The sequence below is a fragment of the Kitasatospora sp. NPDC059827 genome (assembly GCF_042731675.1).
In the GTDB taxonomy this organism is placed as follows: domain Bacteria; phylum Actinomycetota; class Actinomycetes; order Streptomycetales; family Streptomycetaceae; genus Kitasatospora.
Genome location: NZ_JBHWIV010000101.1, coordinates 1 through 20,152, shown reverse-complemented (window position 1 = coordinate 20,152; position 20,152 = coordinate 1). Strand labels below are relative to the sequence as shown.

14 protein-coding genes are annotated in these 20,152 nt (G+C 74.8%); 12 read left to right on the top strand and 2 right to left on the bottom strand.

Annotated elements, in window-relative coordinates:
- Positions 1–18: 18 nt before the first annotated feature.
- A complete protein-coding gene (locus ACFV8H_RS36400; protein WP_380408377.1) occupies positions 19–1,521 on the bottom strand; it encodes a PLP-dependent aminotransferase family protein in 1,503 nt (500 codons plus the stop codon).
- A 286-nt stretch (positions 1,522–1,807) separates the two neighbouring features.
- Here ACFV8H_RS36400 and ACFV8H_RS36395 point away from each other — a divergent pair, with 286 nt between their 5' ends.
- The 3 genes from ACFV8H_RS36395 (at position 1,808) to ACFV8H_RS36385 (ending at position 5,590) form a co-directional block, all read left to right on the top strand.
- Positions 1,808–2,353: a YitT family protein gene (locus tag ACFV8H_RS36395; RefSeq protein WP_380408396.1), complete on the top strand. Its 546-nt coding sequence runs from the start codon at positions 1,808–1,810 to the stop codon at positions 2,351–2,353.
- 88 nt (positions 2,354–2,441) lie between these two features.
- Positions 2,442–4,175 (top strand): DNA repair protein RecN, encoded by a 1,734-nt coding sequence (gene recN / locus ACFV8H_RS36390; protein ID WP_380408394.1) that lies wholly within the window; start codon positions 2,442–2,444, stop codon positions 4,173–4,175.
- Positions 4,176–4,423: 248 nt separating this feature from the next.
- A complete protein-coding gene (locus tag ACFV8H_RS36385; RefSeq protein WP_375887075.1) occupies positions 4,424–5,590 on the top strand; it encodes a glycosyltransferase family 4 protein in 1,167 nt (388 codons plus the stop codon).
- 19 nt (positions 5,591–5,609) lie between these two features.
- Here ACFV8H_RS36385 and ACFV8H_RS36380 read toward each other — a convergent pair whose 3' ends face one another.
- Positions 5,610–7,607 (bottom strand): glycoside hydrolase family 15 protein, encoded by a 1,998-nt coding sequence (locus tag ACFV8H_RS36380; RefSeq protein ID WP_380408375.1) that lies wholly within the window; start codon positions 7,605–7,607, stop codon positions 5,610–5,612.
- Between the two features lie 733 nt (positions 7,608–8,340).
- Between ACFV8H_RS36380 and ACFV8H_RS36375 the strand changes: the two genes are divergently transcribed.
- The 9 genes from ACFV8H_RS36375 to ACFV8H_RS36335 all read left to right on the top strand — a co-directional run bounded on the left by ACFV8H_RS36375 (position 8,341) and on the right by ACFV8H_RS36335 (position 19,993).
- The gene (locus ACFV8H_RS36375; protein ID WP_375887081.1) at positions 8,341–10,023 is read left to right on the top strand and encodes a CTP synthase; all 1,683 of its coding nucleotides are present in this window, start codon (positions 8,341–8,343) and stop codon (positions 10,021–10,023) included.
- Between the two features lie 106 nt (positions 10,024–10,129).
- Positions 10,130–10,777, top strand: a complete 648-nt coding sequence (locus ACFV8H_RS36370) for an NUDIX domain-containing protein (RefSeq protein WP_380408373.1) — start codon at positions 10,130–10,132, stop codon at positions 10,775–10,777.
- Between the two features lie 219 nt (positions 10,778–10,996).
- Positions 10,997–13,075: a tetratricopeptide repeat protein gene (locus ACFV8H_RS36365; RefSeq protein ID WP_380408372.1), complete on the top strand. Its 2,079-nt coding sequence runs from the start codon at positions 10,997–10,999 to the stop codon at positions 13,073–13,075.
- 261 nt (positions 13,076–13,336) lie between these two features.
- Positions 13,337–14,452 (top strand): alanine dehydrogenase, encoded by a 1,116-nt coding sequence (gene ald, locus ACFV8H_RS36360; RefSeq protein ID WP_380408371.1) that lies wholly within the window; start codon positions 13,337–13,339, stop codon positions 14,450–14,452.
- 436 nt (positions 14,453–14,888) lie between these two features.
- Positions 14,889–15,956 (top strand): ParA family protein, encoded by a 1,068-nt coding sequence (locus ACFV8H_RS36355; protein WP_208869108.1) that lies wholly within the window; start codon positions 14,889–14,891, stop codon positions 15,954–15,956.
- Between the two features lie 41 nt (positions 15,957–15,997).
- Positions 15,998–16,525, top strand: a complete 528-nt coding sequence (locus ACFV8H_RS36350) for a hypothetical protein (RefSeq protein WP_380408392.1) — start codon at positions 15,998–16,000, stop codon at positions 16,523–16,525.
- 206 nt (positions 16,526–16,731) lie between these two features.
- The gene (locus ACFV8H_RS36345; RefSeq protein ID WP_380408369.1) at positions 16,732–17,625 is read left to right on the top strand and encodes a segregation and condensation protein A; all 894 of its coding nucleotides are present in this window, start codon (positions 16,732–16,734) and stop codon (positions 17,623–17,625) included.
- 368 nt (positions 17,626–17,993) lie between these two features.
- A complete protein-coding gene (locus tag ACFV8H_RS36340; RefSeq protein WP_380408390.1) occupies positions 17,994–18,587 on the top strand; it encodes an SMC-Scp complex subunit ScpB in 594 nt (197 codons plus the stop codon).
- Between the two features lie 62 nt (positions 18,588–18,649).
- Positions 18,650–19,993 carry a pseudouridine synthase gene (locus ACFV8H_RS36335; protein ID WP_380408367.1) on the top strand — a complete coding sequence of 448 codons (1,344 nt, stop codon included), beginning with the start codon at positions 18,650–18,652 and terminating at the stop codon, positions 19,991–19,993.
- Positions 19,994–20,152: the final 159 nt, after the last annotated feature.

The window sequence follows — 20,152 nt, the reverse complement described above, 5'->3', positions numbered from 1 at the left end:
CCGGATCGTCCGGGCGGCTCAGACCGCCAGTGCCTGGCCCTCGTCGGCCGCGCCGAGCCGGCCGCCCGCGGTGGCGCGGGCGGCCACCGCGGCCAGCCGCCGCACGGCGGCGGGGACGGCGGCGGCGGGCACGGTGAGCGGGATCCGGATGTGGTGTTCGAAGGCGCCGTCCGAGCCGAACCGGTTGCCGGCCGCGATCCGGACCCCGGCCGGTTCCCCGGCCTGGGCCAGCGCCGCGCCGGACAGGCCGTCGGTGGTGACCCAGAGCGCGAGGCCGCCGGGCGGCAGCGGGAAGCTCCACTCCGGCAGCTGCTCGGGCAGCGCGGCGGCGAAGGCGTGCGCGGTGGCCCGCAGCCGGTCCAGCTGGTGGGCGCGGACGGCCGGGAGCGGTTCGCCCAGCAGCTCGGCGGCGATCAGCTGGTCGAGCACCGGGGTGCCGACGTCGCTGTAGACCCGCTCGGTGGCCAGCCGCCGGACCAGCGCGGGCGCGGCCCGGACCCAGCCGATCCGCAGGCCGCCCCAGAGCAGCTTGCCGGCCGAGCCGACGGTGACCACCTGGGCGGCCCGGTCCAGTGCCGCCACCGGGCGCGGCAGCGGCGTGGACTCCGGTACGCCCCAGCCCAGTTCGGCGGTGGTCTCGTCCACCAGCACGATGCTCCCGGCGGCCCGGGCGGCGGCCAGCAGCCGGCGCCGCTGGTCCTCGTCGATCAGTGCGCCGGTCGGGTTGTGGAAGTCCGGGATGACGTAGGAGACCTTGGGGGCGGCCCCGCGCAGCACCCGCTGCCACTCCTCCAGGTCCCAGCGCCTCGGGGCCGCGGAGGCGTCGTACGGGACCGGCACCAGGCGGGCGCCGGTGAGGCGCAGCGCCTGGAGGGTGTGGGCGTAGCTGGGGGCCTCGACGGCGACCCGGTCGCCGCGGCCGACCAGGACCCGCTGGACCAGGTGCAGTCCGCCCATCGCGCCGGTGGTGACGAGGATCTGGTCGGGGGTGGTGGGCAGGCCGCGCTCGGTGTAGCGGCGGGCGACGGCCTCGCGCAGCACCGGGACGCCGGTGGGGTAGTGGCCGTGCCCGGCGGCGTACTGCGGCAGCAGTTCGACGGCCCGGGCGGCGGCCCGGCCCAGCCAGGGCTGGGGGGCGGGCAGGGCGGCGACGCCGAGGTCGAGGATCCGGCCCTGTTCGTCCGGCGGGACGGGGTGCAGGGCGTCGCTGGGCGGCGGGGCGCCCTCGGGCAGGGCGGTCCAGCTGCCGGCGCCGCGCCGGCTGAGCAGGTAGCCGTCGCCGCGCAGGGCCTCGTAGGCGGTGGCGACGGTGGTGCGGCTGAGTTCCAGGGCGGAGGCGAGTTCGCGTTCGGCGGGCAGTCGGGCGCCGACCGGGAGCCGGCCCTCGGTGACCAGCAGCCGGATCTGCCCGGCCAGGGTGCGGTAGGCGGGGCGGCGGGCGGTGGCCGGTTCGGGCAGTCGCGCGGTGGCGAGCAGCCGGGCCAGCGCGGGCGGGGTGACGGTGGTGTGCCAGTCGGCCATCGCTGATCAGTCCACTTGCTCGGAATTGGCCCTGTCGTGGGCCGTATTGGCTCTCTCATCATGGCAGTGCGGCCGTCGAGTCCGCCACCGTCGGGCGCGACCCGGCGGTGCAGCACCACCCGCAGGAGCACCAGTGGCCACCACGACCGCACCCACGACCGCACCCCCGCCGCCGCCTGCCGTCGGGCCCCGCCCCGGCCTCGCCGTCCGGATCCTCGGCGACACCCACGCGCTGGGCCGCCGGCTCCCGCAGCTCGCCGTCGGCCTCGCCCTGTACGGGGCGAGCATGGCGCTGATGCTCCGCTCCGGCCTCGGCCTCGACCCCTGGGACGTCTTCCACCAGGGCCTGCAACGGGTGTTCGGCCTCACCGTGGGAGCCTGGGTGACCGTCTGCGGCGCCCTGGTGCTGCTGCTGTGGATCCCGCTGCGCCAGCGCCCGGGGGTGGGCACCGTCGCCAACGTGCTGGTGATCGGCGCGGCGATGGACCTCACCCTGCGGGTGGTCGACGGCCCGCAGGGGCTGCCCGCCCGGGCCGCGCTGACGGCCGCCGCGGTGCTGCTCAACGGCGTCGCCTCCGGCCTCTACATCGGCGCCCGGCTCGGCCCGGGCCCGCGGGACGGCCTGATGACCGGACTGCACCGGCGCACCGGGCGCTCGCTGCGGCTGATCCGCACCGGCATCGAGGTCACCGTGCTGGCCGTCGGACTGCTGCTCGGCGGTACCGCCGGGGTCGGCACGGTGGTGTACGCGCTGCTCATCGGTCCGCTGGTGCAGCTCTTCCTGCCGTGGTGCACGGTGCCCACCGCAGCCCAAACGCCCCGGAAGGAGTGAACCCGGCGGCACGGAGTTGCCGCGCGCCGTTGCCGCTCGTCGCGCTCCGGGGGCGGAACCTCGTAAGGTCGTCTCCGTGTTGGACGAGATGCGGATACGGGATCTTGGGGTCATCGACGATGCGGTGGTCGAGCTGGCTCCCGGCTTCACCGCCGTGACCGGTGAGACCGGCGCCGGCAAGACCATGGTGGTGACCAGCCTCGGCCTCCTGCTCGGCGGCCGAGCCGACCCCGGCCTGGTGCGCCACGGGGCCGGCCGCGCCGTGGTGGAGGGCCGGCTGGAACTGCCCGCGGACTCCCCGGCGGCGGCCCGCGCCGTCGAGGCCGGGGCCGAACTGGACGACGGAGCGCTGCTGATCAGCCGGACCGTGTCCGCCGAGGGCCGCTCCCGGGCGTACGTCGGCGGGCGGGCCGTCCCGGTCGGGCTGCTCACCGAACTCGGCGAGGACCTGATCGCCGTGCACGGCCAGACCGACCAGCAGCGGCTGCTGCGCCCGGCCCGCCAGCGCGGCGCGCTGGACCGCTACGCGGGCGGGACGGTCGCCGAGCCGCTGGCCCGCTACCGGGAGACCTACCGCGCCCTGCGCGAGGTCGCGGCCACCCTGGAGGAGCTGACCACCCGGGCCCGCGAGCGCGCCCAGGAGGCCGACCTGCTGCGCTTCGGCCTGGACGAGATCGCCGCCGCCGAGCCGGTGGCCGGGGAGGACGTCGAGCTGGCCGCCGAGGCCGAGCGGCTCGGCCACGCCGACGCGCTCTCCTCCGCCGCGACCCTCGCCCACGCCGCCCTGGCCGGCGACCCGGCCGACCCGGAGGCGCTGGACGCGGGCACCCTGCTCGCCCAGTCCCGGCGCGCCCTGGACGCCGTGCGCCACCACGACGAGCGGCTGGCCGCCCTGGCCGACCGGCTGAACGAGGTCGGCTACCTGCTGGCCGACGTCGCCGGGGACCTCGCGGGCTACGCCGACGACCTGGACGCCGACCCGGTGCGCCTCGCCGCGGTCGAGGACCGCCGGTCCGTGCTGGCCCAGCTGCTGCGCAAGTACGGCGGCGAGGACAACGTCCTCGCCGAGGTGATCGCCTGGGCCGAGGCCGGCTCCGCCCGGCTCGCCGAACTCGACGGCGACGACGAGCGGATCGACCAGCTCGGCGCCCAGGAGACCGAGCTGCGGGCCGAGTTGGCCGAGCTGGCGGCCGAGGTGTCGGCCGCCCGGCAGGCCGCCGCCGGGCGCTTCGCCGAGGCCGTCTCGGCGGAGCTCGCCGAACTCGCCATGCCGCACGCCCGGGTGACCTTCTCGATCACCCGGGTCGACGACCTGGCCGGCATCGAACTGGACGGCCGCACCGTCGCGTACGGGCCGCACGGCGTGGACGAGGTCGAGGTGCTGCTCGCCCCGCACCCGGGTGCCCAGCCGCGCCCGATCGCCAAGGGCGCCTCGGGCGGTGAGCTCTCCCGGGTGATGCTCGCCGTCGAGGTGGTCTTCGCGGGCGCCGATCCCGTCCCCACCTACCTGTTCGACGAGGTGGACGCGGGCGTCGGCGGCAAGGCCGCGGTCGAGATCGGCCGCCGGCTGGCCAAGCTGGCGGAATCCGCCCAGGTCGTGGTGGTCACCCACCTCCCGCAGGTGGCCGCGTTCGCGGACCGGCACCTGGTGGTGGAGAAGACCCACGACGGCACCGTGACCCGTTCCGGGGTCAAGGTGTTGAACGACGAGGAGCGGGTGCGGGAACTCTCCCGGATGCTGGCCGGCCTGGAGGACTCGGAGCTGGGCCGGGCCCACGCCGAGGAGCTGCTGGCCGCCGCCCGGGCCCCGCGCCACCACTAGGCCCGGTCCGGCGCTGGCCAGCGGATCTCGGCGGATCGGCCCGCCGGGATCGGCCGGACGGGGTCGGCCGGAACCGGCGGCCCTCCCCGCCGGGACGGCGACGCGCCCCCCGTGGCGCCGACTGTCCAAGAGGGCCGCCGACCTGGCATGGTGGCGGCTGGACACTGGCTTTCCAGTCCCGAGCGCCGCCGGGCGGGCAATCCTCGCGAAGCGGCGCGCGAACCTGATCGAGTCGGATGCGAGACGACGTGGACCATTCCGCCGCCCGGGCCACCGCGGCCGCCCCGGAACCGGGGCAGCTGCACGTGGTACTCGTCCTGGCCGCCAGCACCGGCGGCATCGGTGCGCACGTGCGTTCCCTGGCCCAGGGCCTGGTCGCGCACGGGGTGACCGTCACGGTCTGCGCACCGGCCGGCACGGACGCGCTGTTCGGCTTCTCCCGCACCGGCGCTCGGTTCCACACCGTCGACATCACCCCCACCGCGGGGGCCCGCAGCGACGCCACCGCGATCGGCGAGCTGCGCCGGGCCTTCACCGGCGCCGACGTGGTGCACGCCCACGGGCTGCGGGCCGGCCTGTTGTCCGACCTCGCGCTGCGCACCGCCGGCCGCTTCCCGGGCCTGCGCCCGGAGACCCCGCTGGTGGTCACCTCGCACCACGCGCTGCTGGCCACCGGCATGGAGCGGCGGCTGCAGCGGTTGATGGAGCGCCGGGTGGCGCGCGCCGCCGACCTGGTCCTCGGCGCCTCCTCCGACCTGGTCGCCAGGGCCCGTGAACTGGGCGCCACCGACGCCCGGCTGGGCCCGGTGGCCGCCCCGCCGATGCCCGAGGGGCGGCTCGGCCGGGCCGAGGCGCGCGCCGCGCTGCTCGGTGACGGCCCGGACCGCCCGCTGGTGCTGGCGGTCGGCCGGCTCGTCCCGCAGAAGGCCTTCGGGACGCTGCTGGACGCCGCCCAGGAGCTGTCCGCGCTGGACCCGGAGCCGCTGCTGCTGCTCGCCGGGGACGGTCCGGAGGCGGGCCCGCTGCGCGAGCGGGTGGCCGCCGAGAAGCTGCCGGTGCGCCTGCTCGGCTACCGCACCGACGTCCCCGACCTGTTGGCCGCCGCCGACGTGGTGGTGGTCTCCAGCCGCTGGGAGGCCCGCTCGCTGGTGGTCCAGGAGGCGATGCGGGCCGGCGTGCCGGTGGTCGCCACCGCCGTCGGCGGCATCCCCGAACTGGTCGGCGACGCCGCCCTGCTGGTGCCGCCGGGGGACCCGGCGGCGCTCGGCCGGGCGGTGCGCGGGCTGCTCGCCGACCCGGCCCGCCGGGAGCAGCTGGTGGCGGCCGGCCGGCAGCAGGCCGAGACCTGGCCGGACGAGGCCGCCACCGTCGCCCAGGTGCTCAGCACCTACGACGAGTTGGTGCAGCGGGGCTGAGCACCCCCGGCGGTGGGCCTCAGACGCCCGCCCGCTCCACCCGTTCCGCGGCCCGGTCGGCCTCGGCGCCGTCCGGCTGGGCCGACAGGTAGGCGGCGCCGCAGGCGGTCAGCCGCAGGGCGGTGTCGATCAGCGGGACGTGGCTGAACGCCTGCGGGAAGTTGCCGACCTGGCGCTTGAGCCGCGGGTCCCACTCCTCGGCGAGCAGCCCGAGGTCGTTGCGCAGGGACAGTAGCCGGTCGAACAGTTCGCGGGCCTCCTGCACCCGGCCGATCATGGCGAGGTCGTCGGCGAGCCAGAACGAGCAGGCCAGGAAGGCGCCCTCGTGGCCGGACAGGCCGTCCACGTTGTTGCCGGACTCGTCGTGGGTGGGGTAGCGCAGCACGAAGCCGTCCTCGGTGGACAGTTCGCGCTGGATCGCCTCGATGGTGCCGATCACCCGCTTGTCGTCCGGCGGCAGGAAGCCGACCTGGGGGATGAGCAGCAGCGAGGCGTCCAGCTCCTTGCCGCCGTAGTACTGGGTGAAGGTGTTGCGCTCGGGGTCGTAGCCCTTCTCGCAGACGTCCCGGTGGATGGTCTCGCGCAGCACGCGCCAGCGCTCCAGGTGGCCGTCGGAGGGGGCGTCCTCGGGGGTCTGCTCCAGCAGCTTGATGGTGCGGTCGACGGCGACCCAGGCCATCACCTTGGAGTGGACGAAGTGCCGGCGCGGGCCGCGGACCTCCCAGATGCCCTCGTCCGGGTTCTGCCAGTGGTCCTCCAGGTACTCGATCAGGCGCAGCTGGAGGTGGTGGGCGTGGTCGTTGCGGACCAGGCCGGTCATGTGGGCCAGGTGCAGGGCCTCCACCACCTCGCCGTAGACGTCGAGTTGGAGCTGCCCGGCGGCGCCGTTGCCGATCCGCACGGGCAGTGAGCCCTCGTAGCCGGGCAGCCAGTCCAGCGAGGACTCGGTGAGCTCGCGCTCGCCGGCGATGCCGTACATGATCTGCAGGTTCTCCGGGTCGCCGGCGACCGCGCGCAGCAGCCACTCGCGCCAGGCGCGGGCCTCCTCGCGGTAGCCGGTGCGCAGCAGCGAGGAGAGGGTGATCGCGGCGTCGCGCAGCCAGGTGTAGCGGTAGTCCCAGTTGCGCTCGCCGCCGATGTCCTCGGGCAGCGAGGTGGTGGGGGCGGCGACGATGCCGCCGGTGGGGGCGTAGGTGAGGCCCTTGAGGGTGATCAGCGAGCGGACCACGGCCTCGCGGTAGGGGCCCTGGTAGGTGCACTGGCCGGCCCAGTCGTGCCAGAACTCGGCGGTGGCGTCGAGCATCGCCTCGGCGTCCGGGACGGCCGGCGGCTCCAGGTGGGAGGCCTGCCAGGTGAGGGCGAAGGCGATCCGCTCGCCGGCCCGGACGGTGAAGTCGGCGTAGGTGGTGAGGTCGCGCCCGTAGGTCTCGGCCTCGCCGTCCAGCCAGACCGAGTCGGGCCCGGCCACGGCGACGGTGCGGTGGCCGCCGTCGGCCTGCTCGACCCGGTGCACCCAGGGGACGATCCGGCCGTAGGAGAAGCGCATCCGCAGCGCCGAGCGCATCCGCACGGTGCCGGCCACGCCCTCGACGATCCGGATCATCTGCGGCACGGAGTCCTTGCCGGCCAGCGGGCGGGGCGGCATGAAGTCGATCACCCGGACGGTGCCGCCCTGGGCGTCCCACTCCTGCTCCAGGATCAGCGAGTCGCCCCGGTAGCGGCGGCGGTCGGCGGGCACGGCGGGGGCGGCGGCGGTGGGCGGCGGGACGCGCAGGCCGGCGGTGTCGCCGAGGCGGGGCAGGGCGGCCTCGGCGGGGGCGGCGGGGAGCTCGGTCGCCACCGCCTCGGCCGGTCCGATCCGCCAGAAGCCGTGTTCATCGGTGCCGAGCAGGCCGGCGAACACCGCCGGCGAGTCGAAGCGGGGGAGGCAGAGCCAGTCCACCGCCCCGTCCCTGCTGACCAGGGCAGCGGTCTGCATGTCCCCGATGAGTGCGTAGTCCTCGATACGGCCGGCCACGTGGATCTCCAGTTCGCAATGTGGTCAGGGCATCGGCGAACCAGGGAGCGAGCGGGTCTGCGGGGCCGGGGGTTCACCCCGGGACGTCCGGCCCGCCGGGGGGTGGTGGCGGGCCTTGCTGGAGTGTCCGCGCGGGGCTCGTTCGAGCCCCTGGGGGTGGGTGGGGAGGAGCTGGATAACGGGGAGGTCCGGTCGCGCATCGGGGACCGGGAGTGTCCTGACGCTCCCACGCCCTCCGCGTGCTCGTGCTGTCGCGATGCGTCCGTGCAGCTTACGACGGACGAAAGGGGCGAAGCACGCGGGCGCAGCCTCGTGTGGCGCCGCAATTCGGCGGAAATGCCGTGCATCGCGGGGGCGCGGCGCAGGATGGTCCGGAAGGATCAGCTCCGGGTGGCCGTAACGGAGGGGCTGGCATGGCCCGGTCGGAGTACCCCGGCTGGCCCGGTCCGGTGGGTGGTGCGACCGGAGTGACGCGTGCGGCGGATGGTGCGCCGGTGGTGCGCCCGGCGCACGCTCCCGGAGTGCCGGGCGCGGGCCGAGCGCGGGCCGAAAGGCGTCCCGGTCAGGTCACTGTTACCCTGGTATCCCGTGGACCGGCGGGATCAAAACGCCCCGGACCAGCCGAACCGACGACCCTTCGAGCGCCGCGCACCCCGCCGGCCTCCCGTCGCCCGGCGAGCCCCGAGCCTCCCGCCCACGTCACTTTCGACACGCGACCCACGGGAGCCCCCTCTTGGCACAGCCCCATTCCGGCAAGGCAGCGAACGGCCGCGCCGTGACGACCAAGCACCTCTTCGTCACCGGGGGTGTTGCCTCTTCGCTCGGAAAGGGGCTGACCGCCTCCAGCCTCGGCGCGCTGCTCAAGGCCCGCGGCCTGCGCGTGACGATGCAGAAGCTCGACCCGTACCTCAACGTGGACCCGGGCACCATGAACCCGTTCCAGCACGGTGAGGTCTTCGTCACCGACGACGGCGCCGAGACCGACCTGGACATCGGCCACTACGAGCGGTTCCTCGACACCAACCTGCACGGCTCGGCGAACGTCACCACCGGCCAGGTGTACTCGACGGTCATCGCCAAGGAGCGCCGCGGCGAGTACCTGGGCGACACCGTCCAGGTCATCCCGCACATCACCAACGAGATCAAGTCCCGGATCCGCCGGATGGCGACCGAGGACGTCGACGTCGTGATCACCGAGGTCGGCGGCACCGTCGGCGACATCGAGTCGCTGCCGTTCCTGGAGGCCGTCCGCCAGGTCCGCCACGAGGTCGGCCGGGACAACGTGTTCTTCGTGCACGTCTCCCTGCTGCCGTACATCGGCCCCTCGGGCGAGCTCAAGACCAAGCCCACCCAGCACTCCGTCGCCGCGCTGCGCAACATCGGCATCCAGCCGGACGCGATCGTGCTGCGCGCCGACCGCGAGGTCCCGCAGGCGATCAAGCGCAAGATCTCGCTGATGTGCGACGTGGACGAGGAGGCCGTGGTCGCGGCCATCGACGCCAAGTCGATCTACGACATCCCGAAGGTGCTGCACGGCGAGGGCCTGGACGCCTACGTGGTGCGCCGCCTGGACCTGCCGTTCCGCGACGTGGACTGGACCACCTGGGACGACCTGCTGCGCCGCGTCCACGAGCCGCAGCACATCGTCAAGGTCGCCCTGGTCGGCAAGTACATCGACCTGCCGGACGCCTACCTGTCGGTGACCGAGGCGCTGCGCGCCGGCGGCTTCGCCAACAACGCCCGGGTCGAGATCAAGTGGGTCACCTCGGACGACTGCGAGACCCCCGAGGGCGCCCGCGAGCAGCTCGGTGACGTCGACGCGATCTGCATCCCCGGCGGCTTCGGCGACCGCGGCGTCAACGGCAAGGTCGGCGCCATCACCTTCGCCCGCGAGAACAAGGTCCCGCTGCTGGGCCTGTGCCTGGGCCTGCAGTGCGTGGTCATCGAGGCCGCCCGCAACCTGGCCGGCCTGCCCGAGGCCAACTCCACCGAGTTCGACGCCGCCGCCAAGCACCCGGTCGTCTCCACCATGGCCGAGCAGTTGGCGATCGTCGACGGCAAGGGCGACCTGGGCGGCACCATGCGCCTGGGCCTCTACCCGGCCAAGCTCGCCGAGGGCTCGATCGTCCGCGAGGTCTACGGCGGCGAGCCGTACGTCGAGGAGCGCCACCGCCACCGCTACGAGGTCAACAACGCCTACCGCGCGGACCTGGAGAAGACCGGCCTGCAGTTCTCCGGCCTCTCGCCCAAGGGCGACCTGGTCGAGTACGTCGAGTACCCGCGCGAGGTGCACCCGTACCTGGTGGCCACCCAGGCCCACCCGGAGCTGAAGTCCCGCCCGACCCGCCCGCACCCGCTGTTCGCGGGCCTGGTCAAGGCCGCCATCGAGATCAAGACGGCCCCGGCCGCGGAGTAGTCGTCCCGCTCCCGGCCCCGGTCGCGCACCGGACGGCGGCCCCGCGATTCCCGCGGGGCCGCCGTTCGGCGTTAGATTGTGTCGTACTGACGAAAAGGGGAGAGCGATGGACGAGCAGAGCGACCTGGTGATCGCCGACACGGCCGAGGAGTGGGAGGTCCGGGCGAGCTCGACGCCGTTCCAGGGCCGGGTCACCGGCGTGCGCAGCGAGGAGGTCCGGATGCCCGACGGCAGCTGGTCCCGGCGCGACTACCAGACCCACCCCGGCTCGGTCTCCGTGCTCGCCCTGGACGACCAGCAGCGGGTGCTGGTGCTGCGCCAGTACCGCCACCCCGTCCGCCAGCGGCTCTGGGAGCTGCCGGCCGGGCTGCTCGACGTACCCGGCGAGAACCCGTGGCACGCCGCCCGGCGCGAGCTGTACGAGGAGGCCCACTGCCGGGCCGACACCTGGCGGGTCCTCGCCGACTACTACACCTCCCCGGGCGGCACCGACGAGGCGCTGCGGATGTTCCTGGCCACCGACCTCGCCGAGGCCGACGGCCGGCGGTACGAGGCCGAGGGCGAGGAGCAGGAGATCGAGGTCGCCCGGGTGCCGGTGCCCGAGCTGATCCGGCTGATCCAGGCCGGGCAGCTGCACAACCCGACCCTGGTCACCGGCGTCCTCGCCGTACACGCCGCGCTGACCTCCCCGGACGGCCTGGACGGGCTGCGCCGCCCGGACGCGCCGTGGCCGGCCCGCCCCTTCCAGGTCTGACCGCCCGTCGGGGCGCGGGCCCCGTCGGGGCGTGGGCGAACCAGCGGGGTTGATGCCTTGGGGTGATTCACCGGTTCGTACGACCGGATGTCACCTCCGATCAGTCGGACGGTCGAACTACGCTTCGCAGACAGGGCGCCCGTCCCGGGCCGCCTCCGCCGAGCGCAGCGGGCCGACCGGCCGGACGCCGGGCGCGGGATGACGTCGGGAGTGGCACGGGTGGCGAGGAAGACGGCGACGATGGACCCCGGCCCCGACGCGCCCGCCGGCGCCGTCCCGGGGCTCGACCGGCTGCCCGCCGGGCCCGCCCTGTTCGCCGGGCGGCGCACCGAACTGGCCGCGCTGCGGGCGGCCGCGACCCGTCGGGTGAGCGGCCGCTGCCCCGTCCTGGTGCTGGCCGGGCGCCCCGGCTCGGGCCGCACGGCGCTCGCCGCCCGCTTCGCCCGGACCGCCGCCGCCGACTACCCGGACGGCGTGCTGTTCGCCCGGCTGTCCGCCCCGGACGGCGGGCGGGTGCCGCCGGGCCGGGCCGCCCGGCTGCTGCTGGAGCAGCTCGACCCGCAGGCCGCCGTGCCACTGCCCGGCGCCGTCGAGGACGGACGGGACGAACCGGGCGGCGTGGCGCTGCGGGAGGCCCTGGCGGGACGCCGGGTGCTGCTGGTGCTGGACGACGTCCGGGACGCCGGGCAGCTGTGGCCGCTGCTCGCCGACGAGCCCGGCTGTCTGGTGCTCGCCACCACGGCCGGGCCGCTCACCGGCATCGAGGACATCGACCCGGTGATCCTCGGCGGGCTGGACCGGCAGGCCTCCGGGGAGCTGCTGGCCGACCTGGTGGGCGGCACCCGGGTCTCCTGCGACCCGGTCGGCGCGGCCGACCTCGCCGAGGCCTGCGCCGCCGGGCCGGCCGCGCTGCGGCTGATCTCGCGGTGGCTGCGCGGCAACCCGAAGATCGCGGTCACCGACGCGGCGCGCGAGCTCACCCGGGCGGTGGGGGAGGAGTCGGAGGCCTCGGGCGCCAAGGGCGCCGGTCGCGGCCGGGCGGGGAAGGCCGCGAAGGGCGCGAGGACCGCGAAGGCCGGCCGGACGCCGAGGACCGACGCGGCACCGGAGAAGAAGGAGGAGGGCGCCCAGGCACAGGACGGGGCCACGGAGCCCGCCGCCGCGCCCGAGCCGGCCGGCGACCCGTCGACCTGGGTCAAGCCCGAGCCCGCGCCCGCCGAGCCGGTGCCCGTCCCCGACAACGACCCGCTGCTGGGCGCCTTCACCCTGCTCTACCGGGGACTGCCGGCCGCCCAGGCACGGATGCTGCGCACCCTCACGCTCGCCCCGGCGCAGACCGCCGACCCGCGCACCGCCTCCGCCCTGGTCGGCTGCCCGGCGCCGGAGGCGGCCGCGACGCTGGCCGCGCTGACCGAGCGGGAACTGCTCGGCGAGGAGGCGCCGGCCGCCGACGGCACCCCGCGCTACCGGGTGCCCGGGCGGCTCTACCAGCGGCTGGTCCGGCTGCGGGAGCAGGAGGACCGGCCCGCCGAGACCGAGCTCGCCCGGGCCCGGCTGCTGGAGCGGCTGGTCCGGCTGACCGAGTCGGCCCGCGCCCTGCTGGACCCGGCCGACGGCCCGGCCCCCGACCCGCTGCCGCCCGCGCTGAGGCTGGACTCGGCCGGGCACGCCCGGGACTGGCTGACGGCGGAGCGGGAGCTGCTGCTCGGCGCGGTGGCCGACGCGATCGGCCAGGGCGACCTGGACGGCTCGGCCGGCCGGCTGGTCACCGCGCTGCTGCGGGCCCTGCCGCTGACCGGCACGGCCGCCCCCGCCGACCTCTACCGGCTGCACGAGCTGGTGCTCACCGTCGCCGAGCGCAACGGGCGCCCCCGCCGGGCCTCGGCGGCGCTGCTCAACCTGGGCGACCTCCAGGCCTCGGCGGGCCGCTGGGAGCAGGCCGCCGGGCACTACCGGGCCGCCCTGGAGCACGCCCGGGCGGTCGGCGACGAACCGCTCTGCGCCCGGGCCCTGGAGGGCGCGGCGGGCTGCCACCGGGCGCTCGGCGACGCGGTGCGCGCCGCCGACTGGTACGGGCGGGCGCTCGGGCTGCGGCGGTCGCTGGGCGACCACGCGGCCGAGGCCCGGCTGCTGGCCCGGGTCGCCGAGGCGCACACCGCCCAGCGCCGCTTCGAGGAGGCCGACCGGGAGTACCGGGCCGCGCTGGCCGTGCTGCGCCGGATCGGCGACGAGCGCGGCCGGGAGGCGGTCGGCAGCGCCCTCGCCGACCTGCGGGAACGCGTCGACGGCGGGTGGTGAGGGCGGTTTCGGAGGTATCGTCGAAAGTGCCCTGTTACGACACCTATGACAGGTAAGTTCCAGTGGAAGCCTACGAACCTGCCAATGCCTTCGGCGAAATTGTTAGATTTGGAAGGCTGACAGGCCGCCTGGGCTTCATTACACTCGAACTCAGTCGCGCAGCGATCCCCTGCCCCGGCATGCCCGGAGGCTTCCCCACGTGCGCGTCGCCCACCGGTCTTCTCCGGTCGGGACCCCCATGGCAAGAGGACGTGTTCAGTCGTGAAGGTCGGCATCCCCCGCGAGGTCAAGAACCACGAGTACCGCGTGGCCATCACGCCCGCCGGCGTGCATGAGCTGGTCCGCAACGGCCACGAGGTCTACATCGAGGACAACGCCGGTCTCGGCTCCTCGATCCCCAACGAGGAGTACGTGGCCGCCGGCGCCACCATCCTCCCCACCGCCGACGAGGTGTGGGCCACGGCCGACCTGCTGCTGAAGGTCAAGGAGCCCATCGCCTCCGAGTACCACCGGCTGCGCAAGGGCCAGACCGTCTTCACGTACCTGCACCTGGCGGCCGACCGGGCCGGCACCGACGCGCTGGTCGCCTCCGGCACCACCGCGATCGCGTACGAGACCGTCCAGCTGGGCAACGGCGCGCTGCCGCTGCTCGCCCCGATGTCCGAGGTCGCGGGCCGGCTGGCCCCGCAGGTCGGCTCGTACCACCTGATGCGCCCGGCCGGCGGCCGCGGCGTGCTGCCCGGCGGCGTGCCCGGCACCCACCCGGCCAAGGCCGTCGTCATCGGCGGTGGCGTCTCCGGCTGGCACGCGGCCACCATCGCCATCGGCATGGGCTACGACGTGACCCTGCTGGACCGCGACATCAACAAGCTGCGCGAGGCCGACCGGATCTTCGGCACCAAGATCAAGGCCATCATGTCCAACTCCTTCGAGCTGGAGAAGGCCGTCCTGGACGCCGACCTGGTCATCGGCGCCGTGCTGATCCCGGGCGCCAAGGCCCCGAAGCTGGTCACCAACGAGCTGGTCTCCCGGATGAAGCCGGGCTCCGTGCTCGTCGACATCGCCATCGACCAGGGCGGCTGCTTCGAGGACTCGCACCCGACCACGCACGACGACCCGACCTTCCAGGTCCACAACTCGGTCTTCTACTGCGTGGCCAACATGCCGGGCGCCGTCCCGAACACCTCCACCTACGCGCTGACCAACGCCACCCTGCCGTACGTGCTGGAGCTGGCCAACCGGGGCTGGAAGGAGGCGCTGCGTCGTGACGCCGCGCTCGCCAAGGGCCTGAACGTCCACGAGGGCCAGATCACCTTCCCGGCCGTGGCCGAGGCCTTCGGCCTGGAGTCGGTCACGCTGGAGAGCGTGCTCGCCTGAACTCCCTGACCGCGCAGCGGTCGTTCGCCCCCGACCCGATGCCCTCGGGTCGGGGGCTTCGCCGTGCCCGTGAACAGCGGGTGGACCGGGCGGGTCGCTCTGTCGTCAATTTCCGTCGGTGGTGTCACCCGACCCTCGGCGTCCCGCAGAAACGTTAGGGTCATGGGCCTGCTCATCCCTTGACAGCAGCCCGCCCGATAGTCGACACATCGTGCCCACTACCGTGGATTGTGTTGCTGCGAACGCCTTGAACGGCCTAGAGTCGCAAACCGTCGGCATGCTGCCACGCTGACGAATCGACATAGAGTCCTGGATCCCCAAGGAGGTAAGACGACTTGTGAATGAGTCGACAATTGCTCCCGGGGGTGGTCAGCCAGGACTGGCGGAGCTCACCGCCGGCCAGCCGAGTGAGGAGCCCGGGGCCCGGCAGGCATCCGTGGGCTCGGCCGAGGTCGGCTCGGTCGCACTCCGTACCTTCGAAGCACGCCAGAACACAGCGCAGGTGACCACGGTGACCGATCACGACGCCGACTTGGCGGCCTACGGCCTGGCCTACGGCGAGTTCGCCTACGGCGCCTACGACGACCCGGACGCCGAGTACGAGCCGGACCCGGAGTACGCCGCCACGCTGGCCCCCGACGCCGCGCGCCAGCGCCGCGAGCGGGTCGGCCCGACCGGCCGCCCGCTGCCGTACTTCCCGATCCCCGCGCCGGTCGCCGAGCACGGACCCGCCCAGATCATCGCCATGTGCAACCAGAAGGGCGGCGTCGGCAAGACCACGTCGACCATCAACCTGGGCGCGGCGCTGGCCGAGTACGGCCGCCGGGTGCTGCTCGTCGACTTCGACCCGCAGGGCGCGCTCTCGGTCGGCCTCGGCGTCAACCCGATGGAGCTCGACGTCACCGTCTACAACCTGCTCATGGAGCGGGGCCTGACGGCCGATGAGGTGCTGCTCAAGACCGCCGTCCCGGGCATGGACCTGCTGCCCTCCAACATCGACCTCTCCGCCGCCGAGGTGCAGCTGGTCAGCGAGGTGGCCCGGGAGTCCGCGCTGGCGCGCGCCCTCAAGCCGCTGCTGCCGGACTACGACTTCGTCATCATCGACTGCCAGCCCTCGCTGGGCCTGCTGACGGTCAATGCGCTGACGGCCGCTCACAGCGTGATCGTCCCGCTGGAGTGCGAGTTCTTCGCACTGCGCGGGGTCGCGCTGCTGACCGAGACCATCGAGAAGGTGTGCGAGCGGCTCAACCCCGAGCTGCGCCTGGACGGCATCCTCGCGACCATGTACGACTCGCGCACCGTGCACAGCCGCGAGGTGCTGGCGCGGGTCGTCGAGGCGTTCGGCGAGCACGTCTTCCACACCGTCATCGGGCGGACCGTGCGCTTCCCGGAGACCACCGTCGCCGGCGAGCCGATCACGACCTACGCCACCAACTCGGTCGGGGCCGCCGCCTACCGCCAGCTCGCCAGGGAGGTGCTCGACCGGTGCCGCCCCGCCGAGTGAGTCTCCCGGGTGCCGACGAGCTGTTCCGGACCACCGGCGGGATGGCGCTGTCGCCGTCCCTCGCCCCGCGTCCGGCCGCCGAGGCATCCAGACCGGAGACCGCGCGGACCGTCAACGGCACCGAGGGCGCCGAGGGCACCGAGGCCGCCCAGGGGGCCCAGGACGACCGGCAGGCGCCCCAGGAGCAGCACCAGGGCGTCGCGGTGCCGCCGCCCGGCCAGCCGCCCGTCCAGCGGGCCGCCGGGGGCCAGGGCGCCGCCCCCGCGCCGGCGGGCCGCTCCCACGCCGGCGCCGCCGAGGAGCAGGCCGGCGCCGCCGGACGCGCCCGGCCGCGCGGCCGCGCGCCGCGCCGCCCGAGCGGGCGCGAGCGGCACGACGAGAAGATCACCGTGTACGTGTCCGCCGAGGAGCTCATGGACCTGGAGCACACCCGGCTGGTGCTGCGCGGTGAGCACGGCCTGGCCGTGGACCGCGGGCGGATCGTCCGGGAGGCCATCGCGGTCGTCCTGGCGGACCTGGAGCAGCGCGGCGAGGCCTCGATCCTGGTCCGGCGGCTGCGCGGCCGCTAGGGGCCGTCTCCCGGGTCTGGTTCCCGGGTCTGATTCCCGGGGCTGTCTGTCGGGCCTGTCCGTCGGGCCTGTTTCCCGGGCCTGTCCGTCGGGCCCGCCCCGGCCGCCGGTGGCGGCGTGCCGCGGGTCCGTGGCGGGCCGGTCGGCGGCGTGTCGCCGGGCCCCGTGGCCGGACGGCCGGTGCGGGCGGGTGAAGATGGACCGCCATGCCGAGCACCGTCGAACCAGCCGCCAGCGCCGTGAACGCCACCGCCGTGAATGCCACCGAGGAGGAGCCCCGGGGCGGCTTCCGGGTACGGCTGGACAACTTCGAGGGCCCCTTCGACCTGCTGCTCGGCCTGATCGCCAAGCACAAGCTGGACGTCACCGAGGTGGCGCTGGCCACCGTGACGGACGAGTTCCTGGCGCACATCCGGGCGATGGGCCCGGACTGGGACCTGGACGCGGCGACCGAGTTCCTGGTGGTGGCCGCCACCCTGCTCGACCTCAAGGCCGCCCGGCTGCTGCCGGTGGCCGAGGTCGAGGACGAGGCGGACCTCGCCCTGCTGGAGGCGCGTGACCTGCTGTTCGCGCGGCTGTTGCAGTACCGGGCGTACAAGCGGGCGGCCGCGCTGTTCGGCGAGCGCTGGGCGGCCGAGCTGCTGCGCCGCCCCCGGGCCGTCGGGCTGGAGCCCCGGCACGCGGAGCTGCTGCCCGAGGTGGTCATCACCGTCGGCGCGGAGCGGCTCGCCCAGCTGGCGGCCAAGGCGATGGAGCCCAAGCCCGAGCCGGTGGTGTACGTGGACCACATCCACGCCCCGCCGGTCAGCGTGCGCGAGCAGGCCGCGCTGGTGGTCGGGCTGCTCACCGAGCTCGGCGAGGCCTCCTTCCAGCAGCTGGTCGCGGACGCGCCGGACACCCTGGTGGTGGTCGCCCGGTTCCTGGCGCTGTTGGAGCTGTACCGGGAGCGGGCGCTGGACTTCGAGCAGCCGGAGGCGCTCGGGGAGCTGCGGGTGCGCTGGGTGGCCGAGGAGGGCCGGGGCCCGGTCGAGGTGACGGACGAGTTCGACCGGCCCGCCGACGGTGCGGAGCGGGCCGAGGAGGAGGACGGGCGGCGATGAGCGGTGGCGAGGGCGTCGGGAAGGGCGTCGGGAGGCCGGTGCGGCGCCCGCTCGGGCTGCCGGGGCAGCCGCGGGCGGAGGAGTGGCTGGAGCCGGCCTTCGAGCTGCTGCCGGAGCCGGTGGCGGCTCCGGTGGCGCAGGCAGCTCAGGAAGCCCCGGTGGCGCCGCCGGGTGCCGCCGCGGAGTCGGGGGACGGCGGGCCCCGGGTGGTGCACCAGAAGTCGGGCCCGTCGACTTCCGGTGCGACGGAGTCGACTGGAACGGAGTCGACCGGCACGGAGCTGGTCGGAACGGAGCCGGTCGGAACGGAGCCGCTGGGGCCCGGACCGGTCGGGCCGGGGTTGCGGGCCGAGCTGGAGGCGATCCTGATGGTCGTCGACGAGCCGGTCGGCGAGGAGCGGCTGGCCGGGGTGCTGGAGCGGTCGCGGGCCGAGGTGGGCGCTGCGCTGCGCGGCCTGGCCGCCGAGTACACCGCCCAGGGGCGTGGCTTCGACCTGCGGCTGGTGGCCGGCGGTTGGCGGTTCTACAGCCGGGAGACCTGCGCCGAGGCGGTCGACCGCTTCCTGCTGGACGGCCAGCAGGCCCGGCTCAGCCAGGCCGCGCTGGAGACCCTGGCGGTGGTCGCCTACCGGCAGCCGGTGTCCAGATCACGGGTTTCCGCCGTCCGCGGTGTGAACTGTGACGGCGTGATGCGTACCCTGGTACAGCGAGGACTGGCGGAAGAGGCCGGATCCGAGCCCGAAACAGGTGCGATCCTGTATCGGACGACGAACTACTTCCTGGAACGGATGGGGCTCCGCGGCTTGGACGAGCTGCCGGAGCTCGCTCCCTTCCTGCCCGAGGTCGACGACGTGGAAGCGGAGTCCCTGGAGGGCACGATGATCGCGGAGGCGGTCTCCGCCGCTGCCGCGCAGGCCGCGGACGGCAGTGGCGAGGCCGATCGGGCAACGCCTGATCGGTAGGGGGAGGTGAGGTCGGCCGAGACGACCGCACATCCCAGACGGAACGACGTACGGACACTTTGATGCGTAGCAGTGGCAACGGCAGGAACGGCAGCGGCGGCGGTAGCGGTCGCGGCGGACAGGGCGGGGGTCGGGGCGGCTCCTACGGCGGCGGCAGCGGCGGCGGTCGCGGCGGTTCGGGCTCGGGCTCGGGTTCGCGCGGCGGTTCGTACGGCGGCGGCTCGGGTTCCGGCTCGGGTTCGCGCGGTGGTTCGTACGGCGGTGGTTCGTACGGTGGCGGTTCGGGTTCCGGTTCGGGTTCGCGCGGCGGTTCGTACGGTGGCGGCTCGGGTTCGGGGTCGGGCTCGCGTGGCGGTTCCTACGGGCGCGACGGCGGCCGTCGGGACGACCGGCGTGACGACCGGCGCGACGACCGCCGCTTCCCGGACCGCCCGCTGCGGCCCGAGGAGCGCAAGTACGACCGCCCCGAGTTCGGCGGTGGCCCGAACGCCACCCCGGCCCGCGGCGGCTTCACCGGCCGGCGTCCCGGCCCGGCTCCGCGCCCGCGCCGGGAGGGCCAGGGCGCCCCGGGCGACCCGCGCCGCCAGCCGCAGCGCTCGCGCGAGCTCCAGGCCAGGATCGAGGACGCCGTGCTGGCCCGGCACGACAAGCCGGCCGTCAAGCTGCCCAAGACCTTCGGCGAGCCCGAGGGCGAGCGCCTGCAGAAGGTGCTGGCCCGGGCCGGCGTCGGCAGCCGGCGGGCCTGCGAGGAGCTGATCGAGCAGGGTCGGGTCTCGGTCAACGGCAAGCAGGTCACCGAGCAGGGCAAGCGGGTCGACCCGGAGAAGGACGAGATCAAGGTCGACGGCCTGACCGTCGCCACCCAGTCCTACCTGTTCTTCGCGCTCAACAAGCCGGCCGGTGTGGTCTCCACCATGGAGGACCCGGACGGCCGCCAGTGCCTGGGCGACTACGTGACCAACCGGGAGACCCGGCTGTTCCACGTCGGCCGGCTGGACACCGAGACCGAGGGCATCATCCTGCTCACCAACCACGGCGAGCTGGCCCACCGCCTGACCCACCCGAAGTACGGCGTGACCAAGACCTACCTGGCCGCTATCCAGGGCCCGATCCCGCGTGACCTGGGCAAGCAGCTGGCCAAGGGCGTGGAGCTGGAGGACGGCTACGCGCGCGCCGACAGCTTCAAGGTGATCTCCAACGTCGGCAAGAACTACCTGGTCGAGGTGACCCTGCACGAGGGTCGCAAGCACATCGTCCGCCGGATGCTGTCCGAGGTCGGCTTCCCGGTCGAGAAGCTGGTGCGCACCCACTTCGGTCCGATCGCCCTGGGCGACCAGAAGTCGGGCTGGCTGCGCCGCCTGACCAACCCCGAGGTCGGCCAGCTGATGCGCGAGGTCGGCCTGTAGGACCCCGGCCGTACGGCCGTCGTTCGTCGGAGGGTCCCCCGCCCCCCGCGGGGGGGGGGGCCCCGGGCGCGGGCCCGGCCCGCGGGGTGGAGGGGGCGGGGCGGGGGGGGGGCCGCCGGCACAGAGTAAACCAATACGGGGGCGGCCGGGATGGCGCCA

Excerpts from the sequence above, each read along its gene's own strand:
- ACFV8H_RS36400 (WP_380408377.1), bottom strand. The coding sequence starts at position 1,521 with ATGGCCGACTGGCACACCACCGTCACCCCGCCCGCGCTGGCCCGGCTG.
- ACFV8H_RS36395 (WP_380408396.1), top strand. The coding sequence starts at position 1,808 with ATGGCGCTGATGCTCCGCTCCGGCCTCGGCCTCGACCCCTGGGACGTC.
- recN (WP_380408394.1), top strand. The coding sequence starts at position 2,442 with ATGCGGATACGGGATCTTGGGGTCATCGACGATGCGGTGGTCGAGCTG.
- ACFV8H_RS36370 (WP_380408373.1), top strand. The coding sequence starts at position 10,130 with ATGGACGAGCAGAGCGACCTGGTGATCGCCGACACGGCCGAGGAGTGG.
- ACFV8H_RS36350 (WP_380408392.1), top strand. The coding sequence starts at position 15,998 with ATGGCGCTGTCGCCGTCCCTCGCCCCGCGTCCGGCCGCCGAGGCATCC.
- ACFV8H_RS36345 (WP_380408369.1), top strand. The coding sequence starts at position 16,732 with ATGCCGAGCACCGTCGAACCAGCCGCCAGCGCCGTGAACGCCACCGCC.
- ACFV8H_RS36340 (WP_380408390.1), top strand. The coding sequence starts at position 17,994 with ATGGTCGTCGACGAGCCGGTCGGCGAGGAGCGGCTGGCCGGGGTGCTG.
- ACFV8H_RS36335 (WP_380408367.1), top strand. The coding sequence starts at position 18,650 with ATGCGTAGCAGTGGCAACGGCAGGAACGGCAGCGGCGGCGGTAGCGGT.